This is a genomic window from Allocoleopsis franciscana PCC 7113 (assembly GCF_000317515.1).
Classification (GTDB): domain Bacteria; phylum Cyanobacteriota; class Cyanobacteriia; order Cyanobacteriales; family Coleofasciculaceae; genus Allocoleopsis; species Allocoleopsis franciscana.
In genome coordinates this window covers 5,182,173-5,205,965 of sequence record NC_019738.1, presented here as the reverse complement: position 1 = coordinate 5,205,965, position 23,793 = coordinate 5,182,173, and the positions used below count along the sequence as shown (strand labels likewise).

Annotated in this window: 25 protein-coding genes; 13 read left to right on the top strand and 12 right to left on the bottom strand. The window is 44.9% G+C overall.

Annotation, left to right across the window (positions count from 1 at the left end; all coding sequences use genetic code 11):
• The first annotated feature begins 34 nt into the window (after window positions 1-34).
• The 3 genes from MIC7113_RS21390 to MIC7113_RS21380 all read left to right on the top strand — a co-directional run bounded on the left by MIC7113_RS21390 (window position 35) and on the right by MIC7113_RS21380 (window position 2,752).
• Complete coding sequence (locus MIC7113_RS21390; protein ID WP_015184271.1) at window positions 35-1,171, top strand: glycosyltransferase family 1 protein; 1,137 nt, start codon at window positions 35-37, stop codon at window positions 1,169-1,171.
• Window positions 1,172-1,329: 158 nt separating this feature from the next.
• A complete protein-coding gene (locus MIC7113_RS21385) occupies window positions 1,330-1,728 on the top strand; it encodes an acyltransferase (protein WP_216596336.1) in 399 nt (132 codons plus the stop codon).
• 142 nt (window positions 1,729-1,870) lie between these two features.
• Window positions 1,871-2,752 carry a sulfotransferase gene (locus tag MIC7113_RS21380; RefSeq protein WP_071884106.1) on the top strand — a complete coding sequence of 294 codons (882 nt, stop codon included), beginning with the start codon at window positions 1,871-1,873 and terminating at the stop codon, window positions 2,750-2,752.
• 28 nt (window positions 2,753-2,780) lie between these two features.
• Here MIC7113_RS21380 and MIC7113_RS21375 read toward each other — a convergent pair whose 3' ends face one another.
• Entirely contained in the window at window positions 2,781-3,389 is a 609-nt protein-coding gene (locus MIC7113_RS21375; protein ID WP_015184268.1) for a DUF1802 family protein, read from the bottom strand.
• Window positions 3,390-3,677: 288 nt separating this feature from the next.
• Between MIC7113_RS21375 and MIC7113_RS21370 the strand changes: the two genes are divergently transcribed.
• Window positions 3,678-4,238 carry a protoglobin domain-containing protein gene (locus MIC7113_RS21370; protein ID WP_015184267.1) on the top strand — a complete coding sequence of 187 codons (561 nt, stop codon included), beginning with the start codon at window positions 3,678-3,680 and terminating at the stop codon, window positions 4,236-4,238.
• A 4-nt stretch (window positions 4,239-4,242) separates the two neighbouring features.
• On the opposite strand, the gene MIC7113_RS21365 is transcribed toward MIC7113_RS21370, so the two are convergent.
• The 4 genes from MIC7113_RS21365 to MIC7113_RS21350 all read right to left on the bottom strand — a co-directional run bounded on the left by MIC7113_RS21365 (window position 4,243) and on the right by MIC7113_RS21350 (window position 6,446).
• The gene (locus MIC7113_RS21365; protein WP_015184266.1) at window positions 4,243-4,887 is read right to left on the bottom strand and encodes a YqiA/YcfP family alpha/beta fold hydrolase; all 645 of its coding nucleotides are present in this window, start codon (window positions 4,885-4,887) and stop codon (window positions 4,243-4,245) included.
• 3 nt (window positions 4,888-4,890) lie between these two features.
• Window positions 4,891-5,373, bottom strand: coding sequence for a Spy/CpxP family protein refolding chaperone (locus MIC7113_RS21360; RefSeq protein ID WP_015184265.1), 483 nt, complete (start codon window positions 5,371-5,373; stop codon window positions 4,891-4,893).
• Window positions 5,374-5,481: 108 nt separating this feature from the next.
• Window positions 5,482-5,838 (bottom strand): hypothetical protein, encoded by a 357-nt coding sequence (locus tag MIC7113_RS21355; protein ID WP_015184264.1) that lies wholly within the window; start codon window positions 5,836-5,838, stop codon window positions 5,482-5,484.
• Window positions 5,835-6,446 carry a sigma-70 family RNA polymerase sigma factor gene (locus tag MIC7113_RS21350; RefSeq protein ID WP_015184263.1) on the bottom strand — a complete coding sequence of 204 codons (612 nt, stop codon included), beginning with the start codon at window positions 6,444-6,446 and terminating at the stop codon, window positions 5,835-5,837. Before MIC7113_RS21350 ends, MIC7113_RS21355 begins: the two co-directional genes overlap by 4 nt.
• A gap of 177 nt (window positions 6,447-6,623) precedes the next feature.
• Between MIC7113_RS21350 and MIC7113_RS21345 the strand changes: the two genes are divergently transcribed.
• A complete protein-coding gene (locus MIC7113_RS21345) occupies window positions 6,624-8,258 on the top strand; it encodes an adenylate/guanylate cyclase domain-containing protein (RefSeq protein WP_015184262.1) in 1,635 nt (544 codons plus the stop codon).
• 211 nt (window positions 8,259-8,469) lie between these two features.
• Entirely contained in the window at window positions 8,470-9,771 is a 1,302-nt protein-coding gene (locus MIC7113_RS21340) for a serine/threonine protein kinase (protein WP_015184261.1), read from the top strand.
• Between the two features lie 41 nt (window positions 9,772-9,812).
• Here the strand turns inward: MIC7113_RS21340 and MIC7113_RS21335 are convergent, their stop codons facing one another.
• On the bottom strand, window positions 9,813-10,718 hold the full coding sequence (locus MIC7113_RS21335) for a c-type heme family protein (RefSeq protein ID WP_015184260.1): 906 nt from the start codon (window positions 10,716-10,718) through the stop codon (window positions 9,813-9,815).
• A 132-nt stretch (window positions 10,719-10,850) separates the two neighbouring features.
• Here MIC7113_RS21335 and MIC7113_RS21330 point away from each other — a divergent pair, with 132 nt between their 5' ends.
• Window positions 10,851-11,693: a phosphate/phosphite/phosphonate ABC transporter substrate-binding protein gene (locus MIC7113_RS21330; protein WP_041780161.1), complete on the top strand. Its 843-nt coding sequence runs from the start codon at window positions 10,851-10,853 to the stop codon at window positions 11,691-11,693.
• A gap of 7 nt (window positions 11,694-11,700) precedes the next feature.
• On the opposite strand, the gene MIC7113_RS21325 is transcribed toward MIC7113_RS21330, so the two are convergent.
• Entirely contained in the window at window positions 11,701-12,477 is a 777-nt protein-coding gene (locus MIC7113_RS21325) for a polysaccharide deacetylase family protein (RefSeq protein ID WP_015184258.1), read from the bottom strand.
• Complete coding sequence (locus tag MIC7113_RS21320; protein ID WP_041781112.1) at window positions 12,449-13,201, bottom strand: glycosyltransferase; 753 nt, start codon at window positions 13,199-13,201, stop codon at window positions 12,449-12,451. The genes MIC7113_RS21325 and MIC7113_RS21320 overlap by 29 nt, the downstream gene beginning before the upstream one ends.
• 648 nt (window positions 13,202-13,849) lie before the next feature.
• Here MIC7113_RS21320 and MIC7113_RS21315 point away from each other — a divergent pair.
• Both MIC7113_RS21315 and MIC7113_RS21310 read left to right on the top strand, forming a co-directional pair.
• On the top strand, window positions 13,850-14,176 hold the full coding sequence (locus MIC7113_RS21315; protein WP_015184255.1) for a nucleoside triphosphate pyrophosphohydrolase: 327 nt from the start codon (window positions 13,850-13,852) through the stop codon (window positions 14,174-14,176).
• Between the two features lie 77 nt (window positions 14,177-14,253).
• Complete coding sequence (locus MIC7113_RS21310; RefSeq protein WP_015184254.1) at window positions 14,254-15,390, top strand: acyl-CoA dehydrogenase family protein; 1,137 nt, start codon at window positions 14,254-14,256, stop codon at window positions 15,388-15,390.
• Between the two features lie 111 nt (window positions 15,391-15,501).
• Here the strand turns inward: MIC7113_RS21310 and MIC7113_RS21305 are convergent, their stop codons facing one another.
• The 3 genes from MIC7113_RS21305 to MIC7113_RS21295 form a co-directional block, all read right to left on the bottom strand.
• Window positions 15,502-16,212 carry a PHP domain-containing protein gene (locus MIC7113_RS21305; RefSeq protein ID WP_015184253.1) on the bottom strand — a complete coding sequence of 237 codons (711 nt, stop codon included), beginning with the start codon at window positions 16,210-16,212 and terminating at the stop codon, window positions 15,502-15,504.
• A gap of 419 nt (window positions 16,213-16,631) precedes the next feature.
• The gene (locus MIC7113_RS21300; protein ID WP_015184252.1) at window positions 16,632-17,870 is read right to left on the bottom strand and encodes a HetZ-related protein; all 1,239 of its coding nucleotides are present in this window, start codon (window positions 17,868-17,870) and stop codon (window positions 16,632-16,634) included.
• A 604-nt stretch (window positions 17,871-18,474) separates the two neighbouring features.
• Window positions 18,475-19,128: an L-threonylcarbamoyladenylate synthase gene (locus tag MIC7113_RS21295; RefSeq protein ID WP_015184251.1), complete on the bottom strand. Its 654-nt coding sequence runs from the start codon at window positions 19,126-19,128 to the stop codon at window positions 18,475-18,477.
• Between the two features lie 105 nt (window positions 19,129-19,233).
• Here MIC7113_RS21295 and larC point away from each other — a divergent pair, with 105 nt between their 5' ends.
• Both larC and MIC7113_RS21285 read left to right on the top strand, forming a co-directional pair.
• Complete coding sequence (larC, locus tag MIC7113_RS21290) at window positions 19,234-20,682, top strand: nickel pincer cofactor biosynthesis protein LarC (RefSeq protein ID WP_015184250.1); 1,449 nt, start codon at window positions 19,234-19,236, stop codon at window positions 20,680-20,682.
• A 55-nt stretch (window positions 20,683-20,737) separates the two neighbouring features.
• Complete coding sequence (locus tag MIC7113_RS21285; protein WP_015184249.1) at window positions 20,738-21,853, top strand: glycoside hydrolase family 3 N-terminal domain-containing protein; 1,116 nt, start codon at window positions 20,738-20,740, stop codon at window positions 21,851-21,853.
• Window positions 21,854-21,892: 39 nt separating this feature from the next.
• Here MIC7113_RS21285 and MIC7113_RS21280 read toward each other — a convergent pair whose 3' ends face one another.
• On the bottom strand, window positions 21,893-22,747 hold the full coding sequence (locus MIC7113_RS21280; RefSeq protein WP_015184248.1) for a prohibitin family protein: 855 nt from the start codon (window positions 22,745-22,747) through the stop codon (window positions 21,893-21,895).
• A gap of 137 nt (window positions 22,748-22,884) precedes the next feature.
• Here MIC7113_RS21280 and MIC7113_RS38220 point away from each other — a divergent pair, with 137 nt between their 5' ends.
• Together MIC7113_RS38220 and MIC7113_RS38215 are read left to right on the top strand one after the other, a co-directional pair.
• Window positions 22,885-23,148 (top strand): caspase family protein, encoded by a 264-nt coding sequence (locus MIC7113_RS38220; RefSeq protein ID WP_051055765.1) that lies wholly within the window; start codon window positions 22,885-22,887, stop codon window positions 23,146-23,148.
• Between the two features lie 118 nt (window positions 23,149-23,266).
• Window positions 23,267-23,788 (top strand): hypothetical protein, encoded by a 522-nt coding sequence (locus tag MIC7113_RS38215; protein ID WP_051055763.1) that lies wholly within the window; start codon window positions 23,267-23,269, stop codon window positions 23,786-23,788.
• Window positions 23,789-23,793 lie beyond the last annotated feature (5 nt).

Sequence of the window (23,793 nt, the reverse complement as noted above, 5' to 3'; positions counted from 1 at the left end):
ATCGAGTTGACTGCAACTAGAATAAAACATCTGCATGATCGTCTTTGTTCAACCCTTTGGCCTGAATTCACCTGGTGGTGGTTCGCGTATTTTACGTGCACTCCTGAAGGATACCCCTGTAACTTTTCTAAGCATTTGTACCTCACCTCAAGCCCCACCACCAACAACTGTAGGGCAAGAATTATATTTACCAATAAGACCTTATTTCGGACGGATTGAAAGAACCCGTTTTAAGGAGTTGGTAAATATCTTTTATTTCCCTCTGGCAGAAATATTTAGATATCGACTTACAGGAATCTGCCGTCAGTTCAAAGCAACGGCTATTCATGCAATTGCTCATGATTTGACTTTCTGGTATGCCTATCAGGTAGCGAAAAAGTTAGAGTTGCCTTACTATCTGAGTGTACATGATGATTTAAGATATGCTCTCCAAGGTAGTGTATTGTTCAAAGAGGGCATGAGCAAAATTGCTGAGGTCTGGAAGGGAGCAGAGGGACGCTTTGTTATTTCAGATGAACTCGGAAAAGAATATGCTCAAAGGTATGGGCAAAAAGCCTTCACTATTGTTACAGATGGTCTTGAGCAAGTAGCAGCTAAACCCCTGATTCGAGCAATAAATAGTTGCAGAGTCTACTTTATGGGTTTATTCCATATTAGTTATAAAGTCAACTTCGATGCATTTTTGCAAGCGCTGGAAATATTACAGAAACTCCGCCCTGATTGGCATGTTACTTTAACCTGTCGCTGTGGCAATATTAGTCCAAAACTATTAGCTGCTCAATTCCCGGTTACTCAGCTACCTTTTGCTTCAGAACAGGAAGTCATTCGCGATATGGAACAAGCAGATATGGTATATTTCCCGCTTCCTTTTGGGCAAGAGTATGAGTCTTTTGTCCGTTATAGTCTTTCTACTAAAATGATTACTTATTTGGGAAGCGGGCTACCAATTATCTATCATGGTCCTATAAAAGCAGCAGCAAGTCAGCTATTAGGGCAACATCAAGCTGCAATCCTAATAAATTCCCTCGATCCTCACTGTATCGCAGAAGCTTTGATTAAGGAGCGAGTAAAAACAGTAGACATCGTACAAAATGCTTTAAATTTGGGCGTAGAGCAATTTATTCTGAGAGAACAAAAAAATAAATTTTGGAATTCAGTTAACAAAATTTAGTGATATTGTCAATGAATAATCTTATAAATAGAATTCATTTTGATGGAATTTTATACTTAACTAATCGTGTAGTTTCTCGAATTCCTTCCCACATGATACGATTATTTTTTTATCGTTATTGCCTTGGCTTAACAATTGGGACAAATAGTAGTATTTTCATGGATGCCTGGTTTGATTCAAAAAAAAATTTTAACCTGGGCAAGAACAGTGTAATTAATCAAAATTGCCGATTGGACAATCGAGGCAGTATTACGATTGGAGAAAATGTCTCTATTTCCTCAGAAGTATGTATCTTAACAGCCGATCATGATTTGCAAAGTTGTGATTTTACAGGCCGTCTTCGTCCAGTAAATATTGAAGATTACGTCTTTATTGGCACACGCGCCATGATTTTACCGGGAGTCACCTTAGGGAAAGGCTGCGCTGTGGCAGCAGGTGCTGTTGTGACTAAAAGTGTTCCCCCCTTCACCATTGTTGCTGGGGTTCCGGCTAAACCGATAGGAATGCGACAAACTAATCTTCAATATCGCCTGAGTTACCGCAGATTGTTTTACTAATCTCTAATTTTAGGATTGATTATATAAAAAAAATCAACATTTTGAGGTAGATTTTCTTAAAACCGTTATATTTTAAGAGTAAATCTATCTTTTGGGAGAAGTAACGCTAAGTTGAACTTGGCGGTTTTAATCTAAACTAAGCATGAAAGTAAAATATTGCATCGTTCTGGGATGCCCTCGTTCAGGAACGACATTTTTAATGACGGCACTCAGAGCTTTAGCGAATTCAGAATGTATTTCTGGTCTCCTGATTCCCGTTTCGATTCCTCATCTGGTCAACTATTCCTTACCAGACTATATTTATAATGTCCTAGCTTTTGAACTTGAAGCTTCCCTTCAGAACTATCTTGATTCAGGCATTCCCTCTTCACGATTTTCCGCCTTGCATAAATGGCTCAAAGGCTATATGAGTAGCCAAGAGTTTTTTCAAGCTTTGCAACGTAAACGAGTTGTTGAACGCATCATTTATAAAGAACCTTTTCTCAGCTTTGCCCCAGAATTTACATATCGTGCGCTACCCGATTGTCGTATTCTTCACCTCTACCGAGATGGTCGAGATTGTGCCGATTCCCTGATTAGAACCTATGATGTACTTACTGATGAAAAGTTAATGGCTCTCAATACCTCCGAAATGCCCATCGGACGTAAATATGATGAGCGTTATGTTCCTTGGTGGGTTGAGGAAGGGAGAGAAGAAGAATTTTTGGGCAGCACCCCCTATGTCAGAGCGATTTGGATGTGGAAGGAGATGGTGGGACGATGTCACACCTTTTTTTCTCAGCCTGAGGTTGCACAGACAGGTCGAGTACTACTCATAAAATACGAAGATTTAGTCAGCGATAGCCTTAAATGTGGAGAGCTGATTGCTAGCCACTTTGGAGCCAAAATGAATCGACAACTGCAAAAACAAATCAAAAAGGCTCATCCCCAGTCAATAGGCATCCATAAAAGACGTAATCCTAAAGAAATTGAAGAAGCTGAAAGAATTGCCCAAGCCGAACTTAAGCTTTATGGCTATTTATAGAAAGCTATAAAAAATGGAACTTTAATATTCAAGACAATATAGGATTTTGAGTGACATAGGAATGTCCTGATGTTGTAAGCACGTGACGGATTTGGGTCACCCGATCGGTATAGGTTGTATCATCCAAAACAGACACAATTCCCTCTAAATTAATCGCTTCAGTTAGGTCAATCCATGAGCGACAACCTCCATATTCTGGACGATAAGGAATCAATTGGGGTTGGGGGAGTCGGTAAGTCCGTAACAAAAGGATAAACAGGGACTGACGGGGTTTCCAACGGAGGCGCTCGCTGACAAATTGCTCATTCCAAATGTGATAGAGTAACAGCGCGACAACCGCTTTTTCATCACTCACCAGCAAAATATCAGTAATTTCAGCCCAACTACTAATCCGAACAGTTTCCGGATGCCAACCTGACATTACAGGTGTGACTTGATCCGCGTACTCTGGTTTCAGCAAGTTAGGCTGTTGATGCTCATAGGTAGGGTAGAGCAAAATCTGATTGTGAGTGACAATGAAGCAGTTCCCCTCTTCCTTGATGCCGCCTTTGCGTAGCAGCATGATCATGTTGCCTTGTTCTAAGGCATCAACGGCAACAGCCCATTCTTTCAGCGCGTGTGTGGTAGTAGATTCCATTGCTATCTTGTCAAATCTTAATTTAAATTTAATCCTGCATTCCCCTCGTGTTTCTTCCCTCGCTCATCAGTGTTCGATGATTGAATTTCCAGATTGACGTGACGTATATTTTCCCTTATAAATTAGGTGATTTAACCGAATCTTTGCAAAATTTATTGCTTTTTTAAAAAACCCTAAAACTATCCGGATTTTAGAGATAACTCTAGAAAAATTTAATAAATTGAATGATTTCGCTGGAACTTAAAATTCAGCAACCTAATCTTTACACAATATTCACAGGAGATAATGATGGCTTTAGATGCTCATGAATTTATGCAAAAGATGCAAAGTAGAATTAATTTTACTGATAAAGACAAAAATCTTCTCCAATCCGAAGCCAATTGGGGGAGAGAAATTGCGCCAAAAATGGCAGAGCATTTCTATGCTTACTTAAACGATGATCCAGAAATGAATAGTATTCTGCACGCCAAAGAAGGGCGTCTCCATCGTCTTCATGAAACTTTTATTCAATGGTTTCACGAAATGTTTACAGGTATGGATAATTGGGGGGAGGCATACGCGGATCGTCGTTGGCGAATTGGTTTAGTCCATGTACAAGTGGGTATTCTTCCTCAACACGTTGTCCCAGCGATGGCTAATGTGGTTCATGAGGTCGGATCATCCATCAAAAGGGATGGCAAGGATGAAGTTCTGCGAGATGCTTTGGGTCGGATTTGTATGATCGACTTAGCCTTTATTGAGCAAGCTTATGTAGAAGTAACGGCGGCGGCTGTTTTACAAGAAACCGGTTGGACAGAAACTTTATTTCGGCGTTTGATTGCTTCAGGTGCAGGTTCTATCACTCACTAATCCTTCAATCTCGATTGGAAGGTTGACAAAAAACCTGAATAGCCTGCCAAACTTGCGGCATGACATTCCATAATCCGTGGTCGCTGTCTAGTTCCCTCAGTTGTACCCAAGGACGCACATTAGCATAAGCTTGACTTGCCGCTAAGGGTATCACCTCATCCTGCCGCCCATGCAAAATCAGGGTGGGTACCGATCGCGAAAGTTGCGTTTCTGGGTACTGGCTGGCGTTTTCGACAAACCGGTAATGGAGGGGAAGCGATCGCTGTTCTCCGTAGTGATAAATCGGCAAATATCCCGATGTCTGCCACTGAAAAAGCTGTTCTTCTGTCAGTTGCGGCAACCAATGATCGAGAAATCCAAAGGCTGGAGCCAGTAAAACAAGTCGCTGAACTTGGGAGTGCTTTTCGGCTAACCAAGCGGATGTTAGACCCCCCAAACTAGACCCGATTAACGTCACAGGTGTCCCATCACAGGGAAAGAGAGACTCAACTTGAGTGATCTGGCGGGCGATGGTCAAGTGGGAAAAGTCACCTTGGTTGAGGTCAGGCACTTCCAAGGAAATCTTACAGGCCGCGAAGGCTTCGCGCAGATACAAGGCTTTTGCTGACTCAGGCGTTGAAGCAAAACCGTGAAGGTAGACGAACTTCATTCCTTAATACCCTCTGGGCGGAACCATCCGATTGTCGGCTAATTTCCCTTGTTGTTCCATCAGTTGAGCAAACTGGCTGCGTTGAGTGGGCGTTAACACCTCTCGCATGGCGAGCATACTTTCAAAGCTGGCGGCTTCTAGCTGGTGGCGCACCAATTCCACTTGCTGATATTTAGCCCGAACTTCGTCAGTTGAAGCCGTACTGACCATGAGTTGACGCAATTCTTGGGTCGATTGACGTACAGCCTGTTTGTGTTGGGATATTCGATCTTTGTACTGGGAGTAAATTGCTTTTAGCTTTTGCTTTTGCACCGAAGTCAGGTTGAGTTGTTCCATCAATTTGAACTCGCCCTGCCCCCCACCCTTTTTTCCTCCTAAGTTTTGTCCGACGAGATGAGGGAATGGGGTGTTGGGTTTGCTCAAGGCGATCGCACTTCCCAGCGCAAGCAGCAGCACGGACGACACAGATACACGATGTAACCACATGTTAATGACGTATCAACTATGAAGTATGTTAGCGAAGCAGTGCGTTAGCGCCGTGTGAAGGATGAAGTGTAGAGTTTCATGCTTCCTGGTGTTCTATCTCTAGAACGTTCACCGTGCCCCATTCGTCTCTAACCGCCAATCGACCTGTACAATATCGTGACTCTGTAACTGGGGGGATGTATCGCCCACCACCTCATTCCAGTTGTCTTGTAAGAATGTTTCCACATTGGCGCGAGACGACTCTGGTGCGGCAATCAACAGGCGATAACTACTTAACAGCATCAGTAAACCGGCAATTAGCGCTGGCGGACAAGGCAGAAGCCGCTGATTAATACTGGGCTGGGGAGACTTTTCCACCGCCTTCATCAGTTGATCTTCCAAGTCAAATTGGGCAGGTGGGGGTATGGGACGATGTTTATGCAGAAACTCTTGCCATTCTCGATCTTCGGGCGGCAACGGGGTCATAGAATCTCTCCTTGTTGCTGGATATATTTCCTCAGGGATGTTCGGGCATGAAAAAGACGAGACTTCACGGTTCCCACAGCGATGCCCAAAATTTGCGCCACCTCCTTTTGTGGCAAATCCTCTAAGTCATGCAACACCAGTACAGCACGATGCTCAAAACTCAACTGTTGCAGTCCCCTCTGTATGATGTCTTGATAGTGCAGTTCCATCAAGTCAGGCGATTGAGAGTGTTTCGAGTCGCTAGGAGACAAGACATCTCGAGCAGTTTTGAGTTTGGAGTTAAAAGAACGCTCTTGAGCAAATTGCCGCCGTTGATCAGATGCCACATTCCAGCAGATCCGATAAAGCCAGGTCGAAAATTGGGACGCCTGCCGTAGCTGGGGTAAGCCTTTCCAGGCGCGGAGGAAAACCTCTTGGACTAAATCATCGAGAGCCTCACCACCACAGAGTTGGTAGAGGGTTGACCGCACTCGCGCACAATAGCGCCGATACAGTTGGCGGAAACTTTGTTGGTTTCCCTGTTGGCACTGTAGCACCAAGTCGATGTCGGTTTCAGCTTCTTGAGCAGTAGGGTCATTGCTTGACGCCCCGGCAGGTATTACTGACACCTGTGGTTCTTCCTCACCAGTTGGTTTTCTGATTCCTTTAGACTGAAGAAGTCAGACAAAGGTTCAATAAAGAGTAACCCATCTTCCCTGATTCAGGGAGGAAGAGCCGGAAAAAACTATATGCTTGGAAGTTAAGATCAGTTGTTTTTGCCACTAACGACTAAGCATTGACCACTGATGAGCGCTGAGGGAGATGAGAGCGTGCCGTACTTAATCCAAAATCCAGAGAATCCTGACCAAAAAGTTCATGAATTACAGTTTGGTTTAAACACGATCGGGCGTGAGATCAGTAACACCATCATCTTGCTTCATAAAAGTCTTTCCCGTCACCATGCTCAGCTCATCATTAATGATCAGGGTGTGATGATGAAGGATTTGGGCAGCTTGAATAAAACGTATGTGAATGAGCGGGAAATTGACCAATGTCAACTCAGGCATGGAGATTTAGTTCGCTGTGGGAGTGTATTGTTTAAATTTGTCCATTCCATTGAGCAGCATCAGGCACCAATTCCCTTAAAGGATGAAACCGCAAACCTATCGATTTTGAGACGGTTTTCACCGGAGCAAACTCGTGTAGAAATGCAGGAATTACTCCAGCAAGAGAGTTCAAACTATCAGCGCTCAGTCCTCAAGTTACGACAAGAAGATGTTACTCAACGGGCAGTAGACAAGCTGAAAATTTTATTGGAAGTGAGCAAACAACTTTCTTCTCCGGAAGAGAATGAAAGGCTGTTTGAGAAAATTCTCGACTTATTATTCGAGATTATGAATGTTGACCGAGCTGTGATTTTACTGGTGAATGAGGAAACCGGACAGCTTGAGCAAAAAGCGGTTAAGTTCCGAATTGGAGTGCCAACGGATGACCAGTTTTATAGCACAACAATTACCAATTTTGTTCAGCAAAATGGGGATTCGGTTTTAATTTCGGATGCCCGTCAAGATCAGCGGTTTAGTGAGTCGTTGTCGGTACTCAACCAAGCTATCCAAGCCTCGATGTGTGTCCCCTTGAAACCGCGAGATACGGTGATTGGGGTACTCTATACGGACAATCTTTCCATGGCGGATATTTATTCCCAGGAAGATTTGGAGTTCCTGACAGCGCTGGCGAACCAAGCGGCGATCGCGATTGAAAATACAGAACTCAACAAGAAGATGCAATCAGAAGCGATCGTGCGGACAAAACTAGAGCGTTTCTTCCCTCAAGCGGTAAGTAAAAAGCTCAAGGAAGAAGGGAACTTGGAGATTGTGGATACGGAGGTAACCGCGCTGTTTGCAGACATCAGCGGCTTTACAGCCATGTCCTCCACCATGGAGCCGCGCCAAATTATTGAAATGCTCAATGAATACTTCGAGGTGATGGTCGAGGACATTGTATTTCAATACGAAGGCACCTTGGAGAAATATATTGGCGATGCTCTACTGGCTGTTTGGGGCGCTCCCTATCGACAACCGGATGATGCACGGCGTGCGGTTCATGCGGCGATCGCCATGCAAAGAGCGGTTTTGCGCCTGCGCGAGCAATGGCGACAGCGACACGGGATCGATATTCAAATCCATATTGGACTCAATACCGGCAAAGTCGCAGCCGGAAATATCGGTTCCCAGAATTTAATTCAATACGCCACCATTGGCGATACCACCAATGTCACCAGCCGCATCTGTAGCGCGGCGCAGGAAGGGGAGATTATGATTTCCCAAACCACCCTAGATCAGCTCAATGACCCCAATGTAGCGATTGAAAAAATGCCCCCTGTATGGGTCAAGGGCAAAGACCATCCGCTTCAGCTCTATCGTGTCCAGTGGAATGTTTAGGAAGTCAAAACATTCTAATCTAGACCGATCAACTCCCTGATGACAATCCACTACCATAGGATTGGAAGACGTGAGTTTTTCCTTTCCCCAGGTTTAGGGAAAGAGATTGTGCTTATCCCGAACCAGCGCTTGCTCTTAGTACAAAGAGTTGGAGAGGCAAAGCCATAGAAGAAGACAGCCAAATCCCCCAGTTCACTACTCGCTAACCCGGATGAGCCTTTGCATTAATCCTAGCTGCTCAAATACCGACAATCGCGACACCCAACTGTTCTGTCAGAGTTGTAGCTCTGAATTATTGTTGGAAGGTCGCTATCGGGTGACGCGCCAGCTAGGAAGTGGCGGCTTCGGGAAAACCTATGAAGTGAGCGATCGCTCTGGCCCTCTTCAAGTCTTGAAAGTCCTGAGTAATAATCATCCCAAGTATGTCGAACTCTTCCAACGAGAAGCTCAAGTCTTAGCGCGACTCAATCATCATGGCATTCCCAAAGTAGAACCCAATGCCTACTTCGTCTTCTTGCCTCGAAACAGACCAGAGCCATTGCACTGTCTGGTCATGGAAAAGATTGAGGGGTTGAATTTAGAGCAATATATCCGACAGCGGGGCAGTCCGATTGATCATAAATTAGCCCGTCAATGGCTGATCCAACTGGTCACAATCTTACAGGAGGTACACAGCCAAAACTTTTTCCATCGGGATATCAAGCCATCCAACATTATGCTCCGATCCGATGGACACCTTGTATTAATTGATTTTGGTACGGCACGGGAAGTGACGGAGACCTATGTCACGAAACAAGCCACGGGTGAGGTGACGGGGGTGATTTCTGCCGGTTATACACCTCCAGAGCAATTCAATGGTCAAGCAGTACCCCAATCCGATTTCTTTGCTTTGGCACGCACATTTATTTATCTGCTCAGTAGCAAAGACCCTAGTAAACTGTATGACTCCTATGCCGACGAGCTGCGCTGGCGTGAAGCGGCTCCCTTGGCTTCTCCCCAACTGGCAGACCTGTTGGATCACATGATGGCACGTTTTCCCCATCAGCGTCCTCAAACAGCCGCCGACATTTTGCAACAACTCGAACAGATTAGCAGTGATACCTATATACCCCAAAATTCTTTGCCAAAGCCTGTACCTCAGATTTACTTCCAACAGACGCTGCCTATACAGGCATTGGCAGAGCAGACCGAAGAACTGAGACCCTACAAACCTTCCTCCTCTCCCCCAAAGACACCCCTCACCCCACCACCCCAAATCCCCCCAGTATCCCCGCCGCGTGCCAATCCGAGTCACTCATCAATTCCTACGACAGCGCCCGCACTCGATCCTAATTTTATCCGTCATTGTCAACAAGAACTCGCGGAATATATTGGCCCCATGGCTGCAATTATCTGTCAGCGCACACTGGCTCAAAATCCCGGAATGTCCGCCAATCAATTTATAGAAGCGTTAGCTAAGAAAATTCCCAACTCGAAGCATTCCCAAGAATTTCAGCGTCGGTTACTCACCTGAAACTGAAAGTGAGGGCGAGTGGTTCACAAGAGCATATCCCCTCACTCTTGTATGTCTGTATTCAACATATTCATGGCCATTTCTAAACTGACTTTCATCCGATTCAGAGAGGCGGCTAGTATACCAATTTCATCATGAGCTGGGTGTTCAAATTCTCCCTTCATGTCGCCAGTACTGACTTGTTTCGACAAGTGAGCCATCCGCTTCAGGGGGTTAGTAACCGCAAATTTGAGAAATAGATTAATAATAATCATGGCTAGCAGAAAGAAAACACTGAGGCTGCCAATAACCAAGACTTGTAAACGCCGAGCTTCATTAAAAACAGCACTAGCGGGTACTGATATCACTTTGGCTCCAATAATTTCATTAAGTTTCCAACCAAAACCATTATCACGACCGTAAGTCGCAATTTGACTTTTAGGAGCCTGTTCGGGAGTGCTATGGCAACGTAGGCAGCTTTGCTCAGAAATCACCAGCGGACGAGCAACATAAAAGATTTCTCCACTCGGAAGAGAACGAAATCCCGTTACTTCTTTCAGTTCTGATTGCTTGCGAAATTTCTCAACGACAGTGGTTTCAAAAGGGTCAGCTTTATCTCTTGGGTTCGTCGGATTTAAAGTCGCTTCTTTATAGAAAAAGTTACTGTATTGCTCACGTTTACGCAACTTTTCAAAAACTTCACGGGCTGAATAGGCGGGTACCGTTTGTGGTAAAAACCAATCTTCTTTTTCTAAGCGAGGCGCTAATTCAGGATTAATTTGATCCGCTGTATAGTCACGGACAGAACTCATGGTTTCGAGCAAGAGAAAAGCCTGTGAAGCCACTTTTTCTTTCGCATTATCCCCTAAAATTTTAGACAACGCTAAACCACTGATGCCAACCACACCTAAGAAAATGAGTAGCAAGAGTAAATTGAGTTTAGTCCCTAACTTGAGGTTTTTGAACATCGGAAGCCTCCTTATAGCGAAAACTGGAGATTTTTTGGAACAAATATTTTACCTAAACAATAGTAAAATAACTACCTGATGACTCTGTTATACAGTAAAAGCTTAAGAGTTAAATTTCCTGATTCTTTAACTATGTTTTCACGCCGTCTCTTCCTGTGGCAGATAGTACTCCTCCTGACAGCTTGTAAAACAGCAGAAACGTCTAAACTAGGGAAATTAAGCATGGGGGTAGTGAGTTACGGTGAAGATGATCGCTCCATTGAGCAATACTCACCGCTTGTTGACTACTTACAAGCTCAACTCAAGACGATTATAGAGTTGGAACCGGCGTACAACGAAATCAAGGCACTTGAACAAATTAAACGAAAAAATTGGTCGTTAGTCTTCGCGCCTCCCGGTTTAGCCGCCATCGCGATTTTTGAGGAACAGTATTCGCCACTTTTTCCTCTAGAAGGAGTGGAAAAGATGCGATCGCTAATTGTGGTACGCGAGGAAAGCCCTTTTAAAAAATTAACAGACCTTAAGAACCAAACGATGGCATTAGGTCAACCGGGTTCGGCTACGGGCTATTCTTTACCCCTCTACAATCTCTATGGTCTCACTTTAGCCGGGGTACGGATTGCTCCCACACCCAAAACCATTCTGGAATGGATTGATAAGAAAGAGGTAGCCGCAGGGGCTTTATCTTTAGCTGATTTGGAACGTTACCGCCAAAACTTCAAGCAGACGAATTATCGAGTGATTCATTCCAGTTCGGTTCCTCCGGGTGCGATTATTGTCGGACCGATGGTAGAACTCTACCAACAAGAGCGAATTCGTAAGACGCTAGCCTCTGCCTCTCAAAACACCATCCAAGCAGCCGGCTACTTAACCAACAGCAGGGTTCCTGAGTATAAAGCGTTAATGGAAATAATAGCAAAAGTTAGGCCGCTGGCAGGCAAAATTAAAGACAAACCTGTCTATCTACATAAATAACTATCAACTATCTATAATTTCGCGAATGAATAAAATCTGAAAAAGTCATAAATTTTCCCTGTTTTTGGAGCCAGCTCAAATACTTTCTTAGTCGGTCAATCATGCCCTGACCAGAGCGTCTTTTAATAAAATTGGGGAGGTGAAAATCCTGAATATCCGTAAACTCCCATGGATGAAAATAGATACACAGGTAAGAATCATGCTGAAGAGTTCTCTGAGTAGCAATTTGCATCCATAATAAAGGGAAGTTTTTAAAGCTCAACCAAAACAGCGGAAATCGAATCTTGGGGGTTACAGAAACTGGAATATTCCATATCTCATGGGAGTAATAAGCTGTCCTCTGTTTGAAAAAATTATTATATCTTCCTGGAATATAGGTGGGATTCATAGACGAGTTATATTGATAACCTGCTGTGTGCAGGGCTTGCTCATCAATCTCCATCAGCCGAGGCATTCTAAATCCTGTAACACGACTATTCGTAATTTGTTCTAAAGTTCTTCGAGATTTTTCTAAATCTTCCAAGCTGAAGGACGAATGGTAGAATCCATGAGAAGCAATTTCATGTTTTTGGGAAATTTCTCGTATTATCGCTTCATGATGAATTGCAAAATTCGCTGTCACAAAGAACGTCGCTTTTATCTCTAAGGCATCAATCAACGACAGCACAGCTTTTAATCCTTGCAAAGAAACATCAAACTGCTTCTTCTCATCAACTTTTTCTCCATATTCTTCCGGAATATCAAATTCTTCGATATCAAAACTCAACAATATAGGCTTTGTCATATAAACCCAAAATATCATTCATTTTAATTTTAATGAGGCTCTGGAGCATTCTACCGGAATCTCTAATTAGATTCACTTTTGATATTTTGTTTAAATGAGCAACAGAAACAAGCGCCGGAATCTCACCAATGGTATATCCAATCTTTTGAGCTAAGTAAATTAACTCAACATCAAAGCAAAATCTTTTTATAGTTTGTTTCTCGAATAAAGCCTGTGCCACATCTCTTCTAAACCCTTTTAAGCCAGCCTGAACATCACTAAATTTGAGTGATAGTATGCTTTGAGTCATTAAATTAAATAACTTACCTGCCAAAAATCTTATGGGTTTGACTCGTTTCAAATTCTCATTGTTCAGGCTTCTACAACCAATCACAACATCAAATAATTCTAATTGATTAACCAATAAATCTAAATGAGATAAAGAATAAGCTAAATCACTATCTATAAAGCAGACATAATTTCCAACACTCGATTCCACTCCTTTTTTTATGGCATATCCTTTACCTTGATTTTGCTCATAAGAAATTAAAGATATATGATGATTTTTTGCTTTTTCAGATATGTTTTCCTCTAAAATATTTTGGGTATCATCTGTAGAACCATCATTTACAAAAATAAACTGATAAAAGGGGTGACTTTTAGAGTATCTTAAAACGGACTCAAAAGTTGTATTGATGCAGTCTGCTTCATTGTAAATCGGTAAAATGACTGATATGTTAAGCATAGTTTTGAGTTCACCCGTCTGAGAAGATAGCCATAAAGACGTAACTTTAAATATTTTTTTCGCATTAAAGTACACTGTACTGACAATATAATCAATCCCCGATCGGAGATGCATTAAAAAAAGTAATCAATTGAGTGAAATAAAAATTCATAATGCCTGAGCAAAAAAATGAATAGAATCTCAAGAGTAGCGAGTGACAGATTATTTGATGGTTCACCTGCACCTACAGGGAAAATCATCAGTAGACCACCCAACTGGCCTCCATACTCATGAGCGATGATCATTGGAACTTACGAGACTGGCTCAGCGATCGCCTAAAATAATTCGCGCAAAGACTATCCTAAATAGGCATGAAAGATTTAGACTTATAGTGAATGCGTAAATATACCCAGTCTATGGAAACAGGCAACTCCCGCCGGATTTGGGACAAAAGAGAGAGGTTATGAGCCGTGTTTAAGAACAACATGAACTTATACTCAGTACTTCGTCTTTGAGATTTACACATGCTTGGAATTTTTCACAGCCGTCTGTTCTCCCAGTTACTTCCTCTTGTGATTTGTGCCGTTGTGGGTGTTGCTTTCATCCTTCTGGCCTACTCTTTTGCCGCACCTGTTACCTAGTCCTTATCAGTTTTGAGCTAGTTTCTTCATGCGCCAAGAACACAATAAGCTTGTGCGAGACGGCATTCCAGAAATTATTCGCCAAGCAGGGAACCACTGCGAAGTGGTATTGATGTCTGAGGTGGAGTTTAGTCAAGCACTGCGAGAAAAGCTGCTGGAAGAAGCCCAAGAAGCAGTAGCGGCGAGTTCGGAAAATTTAGTTAGTGAGTTAGCAGATTTACAAGAAGTGATTGATGCACTTTTAAGAGTGTATGGGATTGAGCGTAAATCCTTGATTAAGGAACAAACACGCAAACGAACGGAACGGGGTGGCTTTGAGAAACGCCTGCGGTTGTTGTGGACTGAGTCTTCATAAACAAAACAATAGAGGCGGAGAAGGTACGACAATGTCGTGTTCTCAGATATAGGGATTAGATCAAAACGGTATCTCAGATGTCATCGACAACCGTGAATCAGGGTGTTGCTCATCAGATTGAACAGGAAGATCAGCAAGCGTTATTAAATCTTGCTGAGACTTATCTTCGGGAGTCTGTTGCACCCGTGGCGTCAGAGATTGATGACAATCCACAGGTGTTGAAAGAGGCACTTCGGGGAATGGGCGATCGCTCCTTACTCGCGCTACGGGTTCCCAAAGTTTGGGGCGGTGCACAAGTGAGTGAAATCACCTATCGCCACTTCCAACAACTCGTTCCTCGCTATTCGGGCGCTTTAAATTTTCTCCAAACTCAACACCAAAGTGCAGCAGGATTCTTCACTAACAGCGAAAATGAAGCGTTAAAACAGCAATATCTACCCTATATGAGCAAGGGTGAGATATTAGTTGGGATTGGCTTTTCCCACCTCCGACGTTCAGGTGAGCCAATCATGAAAGCCGTGGTTGTAGAAGGCGGGTATCAGCTTGCAGGAAAGGTGCCTTGGGTGACCGGTTTTGGCTTCTTTCAAGATTTTATTGTAGGTGCAGCCCTTCCGGATGGTCGGGCGATTTATGGGGTTGTGCCCTTTGTGGACACAGTCCAAGAAACGGGGGGTGCGATTGCGTTTAGCGAACCCATGCAATTGGGAGCCATGTCCTCAACCAATACCGTTACGGCAACACTCACCCATTGGTTTTTACCCCAAGAGCGTGTCATCTTTATCAAACCTATAGGAGCCATTCACGAGAACGATCAAAAGAATGTTCTGCATCACGGTTTTTATTCCTTGGGCTGTGCCAGAGCAGGACTTGATATTGTTGAAGCGGCTTACCAGACGAAACAACTTCCCTTGATCAAGCAAGCGTTTGATGCTCTCGATGCAGAACTTACCCGCTGTCAGTCTGCAATGATGCAGACGTTACCACCCGATTCCCAGACGTGGGAAGAGCGCCTGCAACTGCGAGCATGGGCGATTAATCTAGCGCAACGCTGTGCGAGTGCGGCGGTTACGGTTTCTAGCGGTGCAGCGAATTACCGATATCATGCAGCACAGCGAGTCTATCTTGAGGCATTGGTTTTTACTGTTTCGGGTCAAACCACTGCCGTCATGGAAGCGACTCTCGCTCAGTTAGTTGTTTCAAATAGGTTTGAGTAATTGTATTTAACCTTTGATTTTTGAGAGTTGAAGCAGTACATCAAAAATCAAAGCCGTTCTCGGATGGGCAGCAAAGCAATAGTTACGGAGCTTGAATCTCAGTCATTTCGGTCAAAGTCGCCGCAGTAAATTCATTCCGTGAGTATCCGTACCGCAAGTATTCAGCAGATTGTAAGCCTCACTCAACTGTTTTACTTGCTGCGTTTGCATGGGGCTGGTTTGCCAGGGGTTTGGGTTGGCGTAGGCGTAATATGTTTCGACGCCATCTATGCCTAAATGCACTACGGCGGAAATTAACTCTGTCGCTGGGCGTCGGTAGCGTGCTGGATGAGCCAAAACAGCTAAACCGCCAGCCTGCTGAATTGCAGCAATCACCACTGCCGCCTGAGCTTCGCGATGTCGAGGTGCTTCGCCTTGGAGATAAGACTCTATAGCGGGATGTTTGGGATCGAAGGCATAGCCGAGGATATGAACATCAGTGCCGAGTAGGCTCGCTGTAATTTCAACACCCGTCCAAAGGTAAGGATAGGGTGTGACAGGAGGGGATTGTTTATGCAAGTATTCCAGCCAGCCTTGAGCGACGAGGTAGCCCCCAATCGTGTGGTGGTCGGTAATTGCCAGTCCTTTGATACCAATAGCGATCGCCTGCTTGATCAAATCTTCTGGCTTGAGTTGACCATCGGAATAGATAGTGTGCATGTGAAAGTTGTAGGAACAAGGACAACTATCTGGCCCAATGGTTTCCCAGACTTGCCTGAGCGCTGGTACATCTTGTCCTGTTAGTTGGGGTGAAGCTAAAGCTTGATCAATGTTGACCACCATAACTGCCTGCTGGTTGTTGGATAGATTGAATAATTGACGAGATACTACCTTCAATCGAGAGAGATTGTCAGCCTAGATCAGGTAAGCGATAAATATTTTTAATTGTTAACCTAACCTTAGCAAAACTTAGTCATAATTGACTTTCGGCGTTGATGAGCAGTAGAAACCCTAGATGTGTTGCCAAATCGTCATTTTTTTACTGCCATAGATATTGCCAAAGGCTCTCTAAGTTAGGGCTTGAAGCTTTAAATGACTGAGACTTAATAATTGTGGAAGTGGCTTGAGCAGAAATTCTGTTATGAAGGTAATGCTTTTCGTTTCACTGGATACCAGAGTAAGCAAGAGTTAAGAGCTGAAAGTCTAACCCCTTTAATTGATCAGCGTCAACTCTTAACCAGGAACTGATTCTTGCTCACTCGTTATTCCTCACTCTTACCAGATGAATTCCGAGTCTTCCAAGCGACTTCCAGCAAAGCTGTCCAACGTTTTTGTACCTGCTTGGGTGTACAACCTAGAACTTTGGCAATCTCTTTATCGGTTTTTTGCCCCTGTTTGAGTGACAACAACTGCTGCTGTTGCTCGTCGAGTTGCCCGACAAAAGCGTCCCAACGCTCAGAGGACATGCCCAGCTTTTGGTCAAGGTCTGCCCCTAACCATTGGTGTACCAGCTTCCAATGGGAGGAGCGAGAGAATTTCTCGACATGGTACTTAAATCGCTGTTGCAGGTAGTCCCGCTCTCTGGGCGTTAAACCCAGAATTTCGTCGATATCTGGTGCTGCCAAGTCTTGCAATTTTAAGACTAAGTAATCCGCACAGTCGGAGTGACCCTGAGCTTCGAGATATTGCACCAGTTCGGCAACAACGCGATCGCGCAATACGGCTTCACTGGGGTCAACGGTTTCAGACACGAGGCGCAATCTGACCTGCTGCATGGCAGGAGAGCGGCTGTGCTCCTGTGCTTCCTCTCCCTTGGCAAACTCCACCGCCTGTTCGATATCCAGGGGCGTTTCGCTCGGTTGCCGTTTAGCAAAACTCTGCGCTCTGAGTACAATCAGTTGCTGGTTATTGCGGTTAGGCAATTGGATGCGCCGCTTGGCGTACTGTTCGGTAAACGCCATGTACTCGGCAAGTTCCATCTGGGTGCGAGGGGTGTAGTCAGCCTCTACCTCATTTTCCCGCCGGAAAGCTTTGAGGGACTCTGCATAAAAGTCTTGCAAGAAGTCCTCAATTAAGGTGTACCGAGCGGAAAAACTGAGCTGGGCTTGAGAGGATGCGACATGGCGATAAATCATCACACTCAAGTGGCTATGTAATTCGACACGACCTTGCTTTGAACCGAGTTTGTAGTATGATAGACACTTCTGTAGCCGATGACGTGCCAGTGTCAGCTGCCAGGAACGGATTTCACCGGAAGATTGAATGCGATCGCTCTTGCGGCAAATCCGTTCCACCTCTTGCACAATCCGGTTGACCACGGAGTGAGTGCGGCGAGAGTCTAATCCAGTGTGCGATACCAAATCACGGCTCTTGAGGCTTGAGCGCATTTCCTCCAGTAACATCTCCTGGAGAGCTTGAGATTCAGTTCCTTGGAGAATTTCCGGAGCGTGGAAGTGGCTTTGGGAAGATTGATGGATAGAATTAGCTGTTTTGACGTTCATGGTATTGCCCCTAGAGACTTTAATTGATGAACTGCGGCGAGACTCAACAGAGGGAGGGTTTGGCGAGGTGGTTGCTGCGATGCTCCCTTTGTGTGGCTCTTCACACTTTGAATGTAGGCTGCTACCCTGAACTCGAATTGTGTATTAGTGCCAGAACTCCCACAGCACTATATTTTGCCTGCTACTAAGAGCGTGGCTGAATGACATGGAAAACGCTGTAACCTTTTGATGTCAATGCATTGAACCGATTTCATCCGAAAACCCCTAGCTGTTTGTCCCAGTGACACCTCAACAAGTGGATCAATTGAGTTCTTCGCCTTCGTAATCCCCTACCCCCCGATTGAAGTCTACGTTTCGGCGAACAGAGGAAGAGTGTGAAAACGAGAACTTCTGACTTTGTTTCGGGCACTCAGAGTGACCAATTTTAGGTTTTGGATTCCAGAGAGTACTGCTTTCAACCGTGGACGGGGCTTAAAGATTGACCCGTTTTAGGGTTTGCGCCAGTTCTAATCAGAAGAATCGACGCGCTTGTCGCCGCATCCGGTTCTTCATCCTCCAAAATCCAAAATCTCAAATTGTGAATTCAGTGCCCTTACACCCTCGATTAGCTAACCAGAGATGCCCAACTTGTTGCAGCTTCCCATCCCAGACCTTTCCGCACGATGACGGGTTCCTCACCGATCATGTCCACAATGGTAGACACTTGAAACCCTGGCTTGTTGCCATCATCTACGATGATATCCACCAAAGTATCAAACTCGTCGAATAGTCTTGCTTGTTCCAAATTGACGGCTGGGGTTTTGCCATTCTCATCCGCTAGATGCGCCGAGGTGGAAATAATCGGATTTCCTAACGCCCTCAGTAGTGCTTGGCAGACTGGATGATCAGGGACACGGATACCGCTGGTTCTTCGTTTGGGATTCATCACCAACCGGGGCACTAACTTCGTTGCCGGGAGCAAGAAAGTATAGGGCCCAGGAATTAGACTTTTCATAATACGGTAAGATGAGTCACTTACCCAGGCATACTGGGCAATATCTGAGAGAGAAGAACACAGAAACGTCAGGGGCTTATCATTAGATAATTGCTTCAGACGCCTCACACGTTCTACTGCTGACTTGACATTCAGGTCGCAACCAATCGCATAAACGGTGTCCGTGGGGTACAGCATCACAGCACCATTTTGCAGAGCCTCCTTAATTTCCTCTATTCGTCGTATTTGGGGATTTTCCGGATGGACAGTATAGATAGTAGCCATTAAAAATTTTTCTCTCAACCGTCAAATCATAAAAGTTACGAGACATGAATAAAAGTTACGATTCATGAATGACGAGCTAATTGACCATTCCATAAGCAAAACTCTATGAGCAAACTAGCGTACCTAGATTGTCCGACTGGAATTTCTGGCGATATGTGCCTAGGAGCTGTTGTGGCAGCAGGTGTGCCGTTGGAATATTTGACGGAAAAGCTCAAAGGTCTGGGGATTGAATCGGAGTATCGGTTACGAGCAGAAAGGGTTCACCGCAATGGACAGTTAGCAACAAAAGTTCATGTAGATTTGCTAACGTCAGTAGACAATCATCACGACCCTGATCAGGAACACCAGCACCCCCATGAACACGAACATGGGCATAACCATGGCTCAAGTTGCACCTCAGGATTAGAGCCTCACCTTCCTCATCTTCATTACCCCCCTCAGTATGCCCCAACACGGCATCTGCCGGAAATTGAGCAATTAATCTTAGCGGCCCAGTTACCGCCACGAGTCTCAGAATGGAGTCTGGCTGTCTTCCGCAACCTAGCAGAGGCCGAAGGCGCGGTACATGGCATTGCACCCGATCAAATCCACTTCCATGAAGTGGGAGCCACTGATGCCATTGTAGACATTGTGGGTAGCTGCTTGGGGTTAGATTGGTTAGGAATTGACCAACTTTACTGTTCGGCTCTCCCCACTGGAGGCGGTACAGTTCAGGCCGCTCATGGTCGCTTACCCGTGCCGGTACCCGCCGTACTGAAGTTGTGGGAATCCGGTCAGGTGCCTGTTTACAGTAATGGTATCAATCGCGAGTTGGTAACGCCAACGGGAGCCGCCCTTACCGTTACCCTCGCCACTGGCTTTGGTTCTGTGCCTGCAATGACCATCCAAAAAGTTGGCCTTGGTGCGGGTTCCATCCAGTTACCGATTCCCAATATTTTGCGCCTGTGGATTGGGGAATCATCACAAGCATTAACAGTTGGAACGTTGAAAGCTGAATCTCAGAATCATCAAATTTCAACTCCACAAAACCAGCAACTTTCAATCCCCAAAAACATTCAAGCTTCTAACTTAGAAACTATCTCAGTGTTAGAAACTCAAATTGATGACCTTAGCCCTCAAGCCATTGGTTATGTATTTGAGACGCTATTTAAGGCGGGTGCTGTGGATGTTTTTACTCAGGCCATTGGCATGAAAAAATCTCGTCCTGGGATTTTGCTCACAGTCATTTGCCATCCTCAAGATATCGAGGCTTGTGAAGCGGTCTTATTCCACGAAACCACAACCTTGGGAATCCGACGCCTCACCCAACAACGAACAATTTTATCCAGAGAAATCCAACAGGTGCAGACGAAGTATGGAGAAATACGAGTCAAAGTGGCTTGGAGCAATAGCTCTCCTGAAAAAAGAATTACTAACGTACAACCGGAATACGAAGATTGTGCTAGGGTCGCCCGATTCAATCATTGCTCATGGCGAGAGATTCATCAGTTAGCCCTTCAAGCTTGGTATCGCCAGTATGGGGAGCCGTTTCAGTCCCCGGAACTTTGCCATTAGGACTTAGTTTTTGCTGAACCGTACTCAATTTTATAAAAACTATTGATTAAATTTTATGCCAGCATTTCAAGAACTTCAGCGCTTTGGACATCACCTGATTTTAGGTCTTTCGGGTACTACTTTAAATGATGACGATAAGCGTGTACTCAGCGAATTGAAACCCGTTGGAGTGATTTTCTTTGGCAAGAACTTTCAAATGGGCAAACCCTATGAAGTTTGGTTGCAAACCTTTAAGGAACTCAGCGATCAAGTCCGACAATATAGCGAACGCGAATCCATGTTTATGACTCTCGATCATGAGGGGGGTACTGTGGTTCGCACACCTCTACCGATTACCCGATTTCCACATGCTTATTTGTTGGGAGAACTCGCTCGTGAGGTTGCACAGGCAACGGGATTAGAATTGAAGTCACTGGGAATTAATGTATCTTGGTCACCAGTCGCCGATATTTTTTCTAACCCCCTTAACCCCATTATTGGGCCTCGTGCCTTTGGGATTACTCCGCAAACTGCTACACAAGGTGCCCGCGACTACTACCTTGGACTCCGGGAATCTGGAATTCTAGGATGTGGTAAGCATTTTCCCGGACATGGAGACACTAGCCAGGACTCTCACCTAGAGTTGCCAATCCTGAATTTAACTGTAGAAGAATTGCGATCGCGTGAACTTATTCCCTTCCAATCACTCATCAACGAGCAGATTCCCTTCATAATGACGGCACACATTCTGTTTCCCCAAATCGATCCAGATGTACCAGCGACACTCTCACCGACGATCTTACAAACCTTACTCCGCAAAGAGCTTGGTTTTGAGGGAGTTGTGGTATCTGATGACTTGGATATGAAGGCTATCTCAGAGCGGTTGACCCAAAGTGGCACCGTGGCACAGGCATTTCAGGCAGGTTGCGATCTGTTGATTGTATCCCGCAACCTGCCCTCCTCATCGATTGAACGCACTTATGCGATCGCGCAAGATTTTGCTGATTCTCTGAGCAATGGTAGCCTTGATGAATCTGTAATCGAAGCGGCTAAGACGCGAATAGAAAAGCTCTTAAATGGAACGCCTCAGTATTCCGTTCATGCTCTCGACCAAGATACCCTTGTACAACATGCGAAACTCGCGATCGCTTGTTCTTTTCAGCCTGCTGTGTTGCCAGAAACAATGGGGTAAGGAGGTGTTATAAGGAGCGCACTGGCACAGCTACCCGCTCTAACGAGTCGCCTCATCCTGAATATTACCGACGTTGAATAGGAATGGGACACTACTCTTAGAATCACTACCCATCACCAGAACTTTGGGCATCTGAGCACCTCCCTGCCTCCAAGCTTCAATGGCTTCTTTCTGAAGGACGAGTTGTCCTCCTTGTGCTCTGAGGGTTTCAGCCAACAATCTTTGCGCTTCCGCTCTACCCTTGGCGCGATTAATGTCTGCCTGCGCTTCTTGCTCAGCTTCCTGCGCTACATAGACAGCTCTTTGCGCTCGTTGTTCAGCGATTTGTTTCTCCTCAACCGCCTTGGAGAACTCCGGGGAGAACGCGAGGTCAACGACACTGGTATCCAGTATGATAATTCCGTACTTGTCTAAGCGTTCACCTAAAGCCAGATCAAAGTCTCGCTTTAATTCATCCCGTTTGGTAATCGCTTCTTCAACGGTTCTCCTAGCGGCTGCAATTTTGAAGGATTCCTGAGTTTGGGGTGCAATAATTTTTGACACGATATTCTGTAACGTGCCTTGTTTTCTTCTCACCTCAACCACTTGGGTTGGATCGAGGCGGAAGTTGATAGCGAAGCTAGCGGATAAATCCTGAAGATCCTTGGTGGAGCTTTGCGCCGGAACTTCAAACTTTTGCACCGTTACATCATAAATATCTACCGCTGAAATCAGGGGTGGTTTCAGATGAATGCCCTCTAGTAACGCTCCATCTCTCGCTTTCCCCAAGATACTCAAGACTCCTGCCTGTCCTGGGTTGATAATGACAAAGGAACTAAAACTGAGGAGAATCAAGGCTGCGGCTAAAATCCCCCCCAATAAAGCTTGCCAATTTTGTGAATTCTGATACTTCAAGTCCTACTCTCCTGAATCATATAAAGCCCCTGAGGACTATTTCCAGCCTACCAATCTCGGAGCCAAGTTGACCACTTTTAAATTCAAAGTTAAAAATTAAAAATGATGTTAAGAAGAAATTCAGAAATAGGCTTGTCATGAACCGTATTTCTCGCCGTCAGTTTTTTCAATTTGCTGGGTCTACGCTAGCAAGCTTAGGATTAAGTCAGCTTAACATTCAACGACAAGGCGATCGCTATGGAAAGGTTTTAGCACAAAGTACTCCTCGCAAACTTGCCTTACTCGTTGGCATCAATCAGTATTCATTTTCTCCCTTAGATGGATGTTTGAATGATGTCGAATTGCAGCGAAATCTGCTGATTTACCGTTTTGGGTTTAATCCCAAAGATATTTATCTTTGACTGATGTTTAGATAGTTGTTATTCAGGTGCTGCTACTAGAAAGTTTACAGTTCGTGCGCGAGAGGGTGGGGAAAAAGTAGAGATTTCTCCGGAAGAAAAAGCGTACCAAGACAAGTAGTTGTCACGTCTGAATCTGTCTCGTGAAGAGTATATTAGGCGGTATCGGGAGGGAGTTGCTAAAGGCGTTGTCTTGGCAGCAACCAATCCTAATCAAACGGCAGCAGATGCGCGTTTTAATGGTTTCTATGCAGGGGCTTTTACCTACAACTTGACGCGGTATCTCTGGCAGCAAACAAGTACGCCAGAAAGTGCGATCGCCTACGTGGTGCCTAAGATACCGAAGATCTTTGACCAAACTCCCCGTTATGAAATTAAGGTGGGAAGTGGGTATGAAAAGCAACCGATGTATTTCATCAATACCTCCAATCCGGCAGCAGATGCAGTGGTGACGGAGGTGAAAGGGAATGAAGCGAAGTTGTGGTTCGGTGGGGTAGAGATGGGCGCGATTGCACCGGGTACAGTGTTTAATGCGATCGCACTTAAGGGGAAGGTAACTTTGCGATCGCGTGAGGGTTTAGTGGGAGTGGCAACAGTGGAGGGTGCGATTCAAGCCGGAGCATTGTTGCGGAAGGCAGGTTAATCTTC

Excerpts from the sequence above, each read along its gene's own strand:
- MIC7113_RS21360 (WP_015184265.1), bottom strand. The coding sequence starts at position 5,373 with ATGTGGTTACATCGTGTATCTGTGTCGTCCGTGCTGCTGCTTGCGCTG.
- MIC7113_RS21295 (WP_015184251.1), bottom strand. The coding sequence starts at position 19,128 with ATGGCTACTATCTATACTGTCCATCCGGAAAATCCCCAAATACGACGA.
- MIC7113_RS21330 (WP_041780161.1), top strand. The coding sequence starts at position 10,851 with ATGTTTTCACGCCGTCTCTTCCTGTGGCAGATAGTACTCCTCCTGACA.
- MIC7113_RS21315 (WP_015184255.1), top strand. The coding sequence starts at position 13,850 with ATGCGCCAAGAACACAATAAGCTTGTGCGAGACGGCATTCCAGAAATT.
- MIC7113_RS21375 (WP_015184268.1), bottom strand. The coding sequence starts at position 3,389 with ATGGAATCTACTACCACACACGCGCTGAAAGAATGGGCTGTTGCCGTT.
- MIC7113_RS21335 (WP_015184260.1), bottom strand. The coding sequence starts at position 10,718 with ATGTTCAAAAACCTCAAGTTAGGGACTAAACTCAATTTACTCTTGCTA.
- MIC7113_RS21325 (WP_015184258.1), bottom strand. The coding sequence starts at position 12,477 with ATGACAAAGCCTATATTGTTGAGTTTTGATATCGAAGAATTTGATATT.
- MIC7113_RS21340 (WP_015184261.1), top strand. The coding sequence starts at position 8,470 with ATGAGCCTTTGCATTAATCCTAGCTGCTCAAATACCGACAATCGCGAC.
- MIC7113_RS21345 (WP_015184262.1), top strand. The coding sequence starts at position 6,624 with ATGAGCGCTGAGGGAGATGAGAGCGTGCCGTACTTAATCCAAAATCCA.
- MIC7113_RS21380 (WP_071884106.1), top strand. The coding sequence starts at position 1,871 with ATGAAAGTAAAATATTGCATCGTTCTGGGATGCCCTCGTTCAGGAACG.
- MIC7113_RS21310 (WP_015184254.1), top strand. The coding sequence starts at position 14,254 with ATGTCATCGACAACCGTGAATCAGGGTGTTGCTCATCAGATTGAACAG.
- MIC7113_RS21300 (WP_015184252.1), bottom strand. The coding sequence starts at position 17,870 with ATGAACGTCAAAACAGCTAATTCTATCCATCAATCTTCCCAAAGCCAC.
- MIC7113_RS21365 (WP_015184266.1), bottom strand. The coding sequence starts at position 4,887 with ATGAAGTTCGTCTACCTTCACGGTTTTGCTTCAACGCCTGAGTCAGCA.
- MIC7113_RS21370 (WP_015184267.1), top strand. The coding sequence starts at position 3,678 with ATGGCTTTAGATGCTCATGAATTTATGCAAAAGATGCAAAGTAGAATT.
- MIC7113_RS21390 (WP_015184271.1), top strand. The coding sequence starts at position 35 with ATGATCGTCTTTGTTCAACCCTTTGGCCTGAATTCACCTGGTGGTGGT.
- MIC7113_RS38220 (WP_051055765.1), top strand. The coding sequence starts at position 22,885 with ATGAACCGTATTTCTCGCCGTCAGTTTTTTCAATTTGCTGGGTCTACG.
- MIC7113_RS21305 (WP_015184253.1), bottom strand. The coding sequence starts at position 16,212 with ATGGTGGTCAACATTGATCAAGCTTTAGCTTCACCCCAACTAACAGGA.
- MIC7113_RS21285 (WP_015184249.1), top strand. The coding sequence starts at position 20,738 with ATGCCAGCATTTCAAGAACTTCAGCGCTTTGGACATCACCTGATTTTA.
- MIC7113_RS21320 (WP_041781112.1), bottom strand. The coding sequence starts at position 13,201 with ATGCTTAACATATCAGTCATTTTACCGATTTACAATGAAGCAGACTGC.
- larC (WP_015184250.1), top strand. The coding sequence starts at position 19,234 with ATGAGCAAACTAGCGTACCTAGATTGTCCGACTGGAATTTCTGGCGAT.
- MIC7113_RS21385 (WP_216596336.1), top strand. The coding sequence starts at position 1,330 with ATGGATGCCTGGTTTGATTCAAAAAAAAATTTTAACCTGGGCAAGAAC.
- MIC7113_RS21355 (WP_015184264.1), bottom strand. The coding sequence starts at position 5,838 with ATGACCCCGTTGCCGCCCGAAGATCGAGAATGGCAAGAGTTTCTGCAT.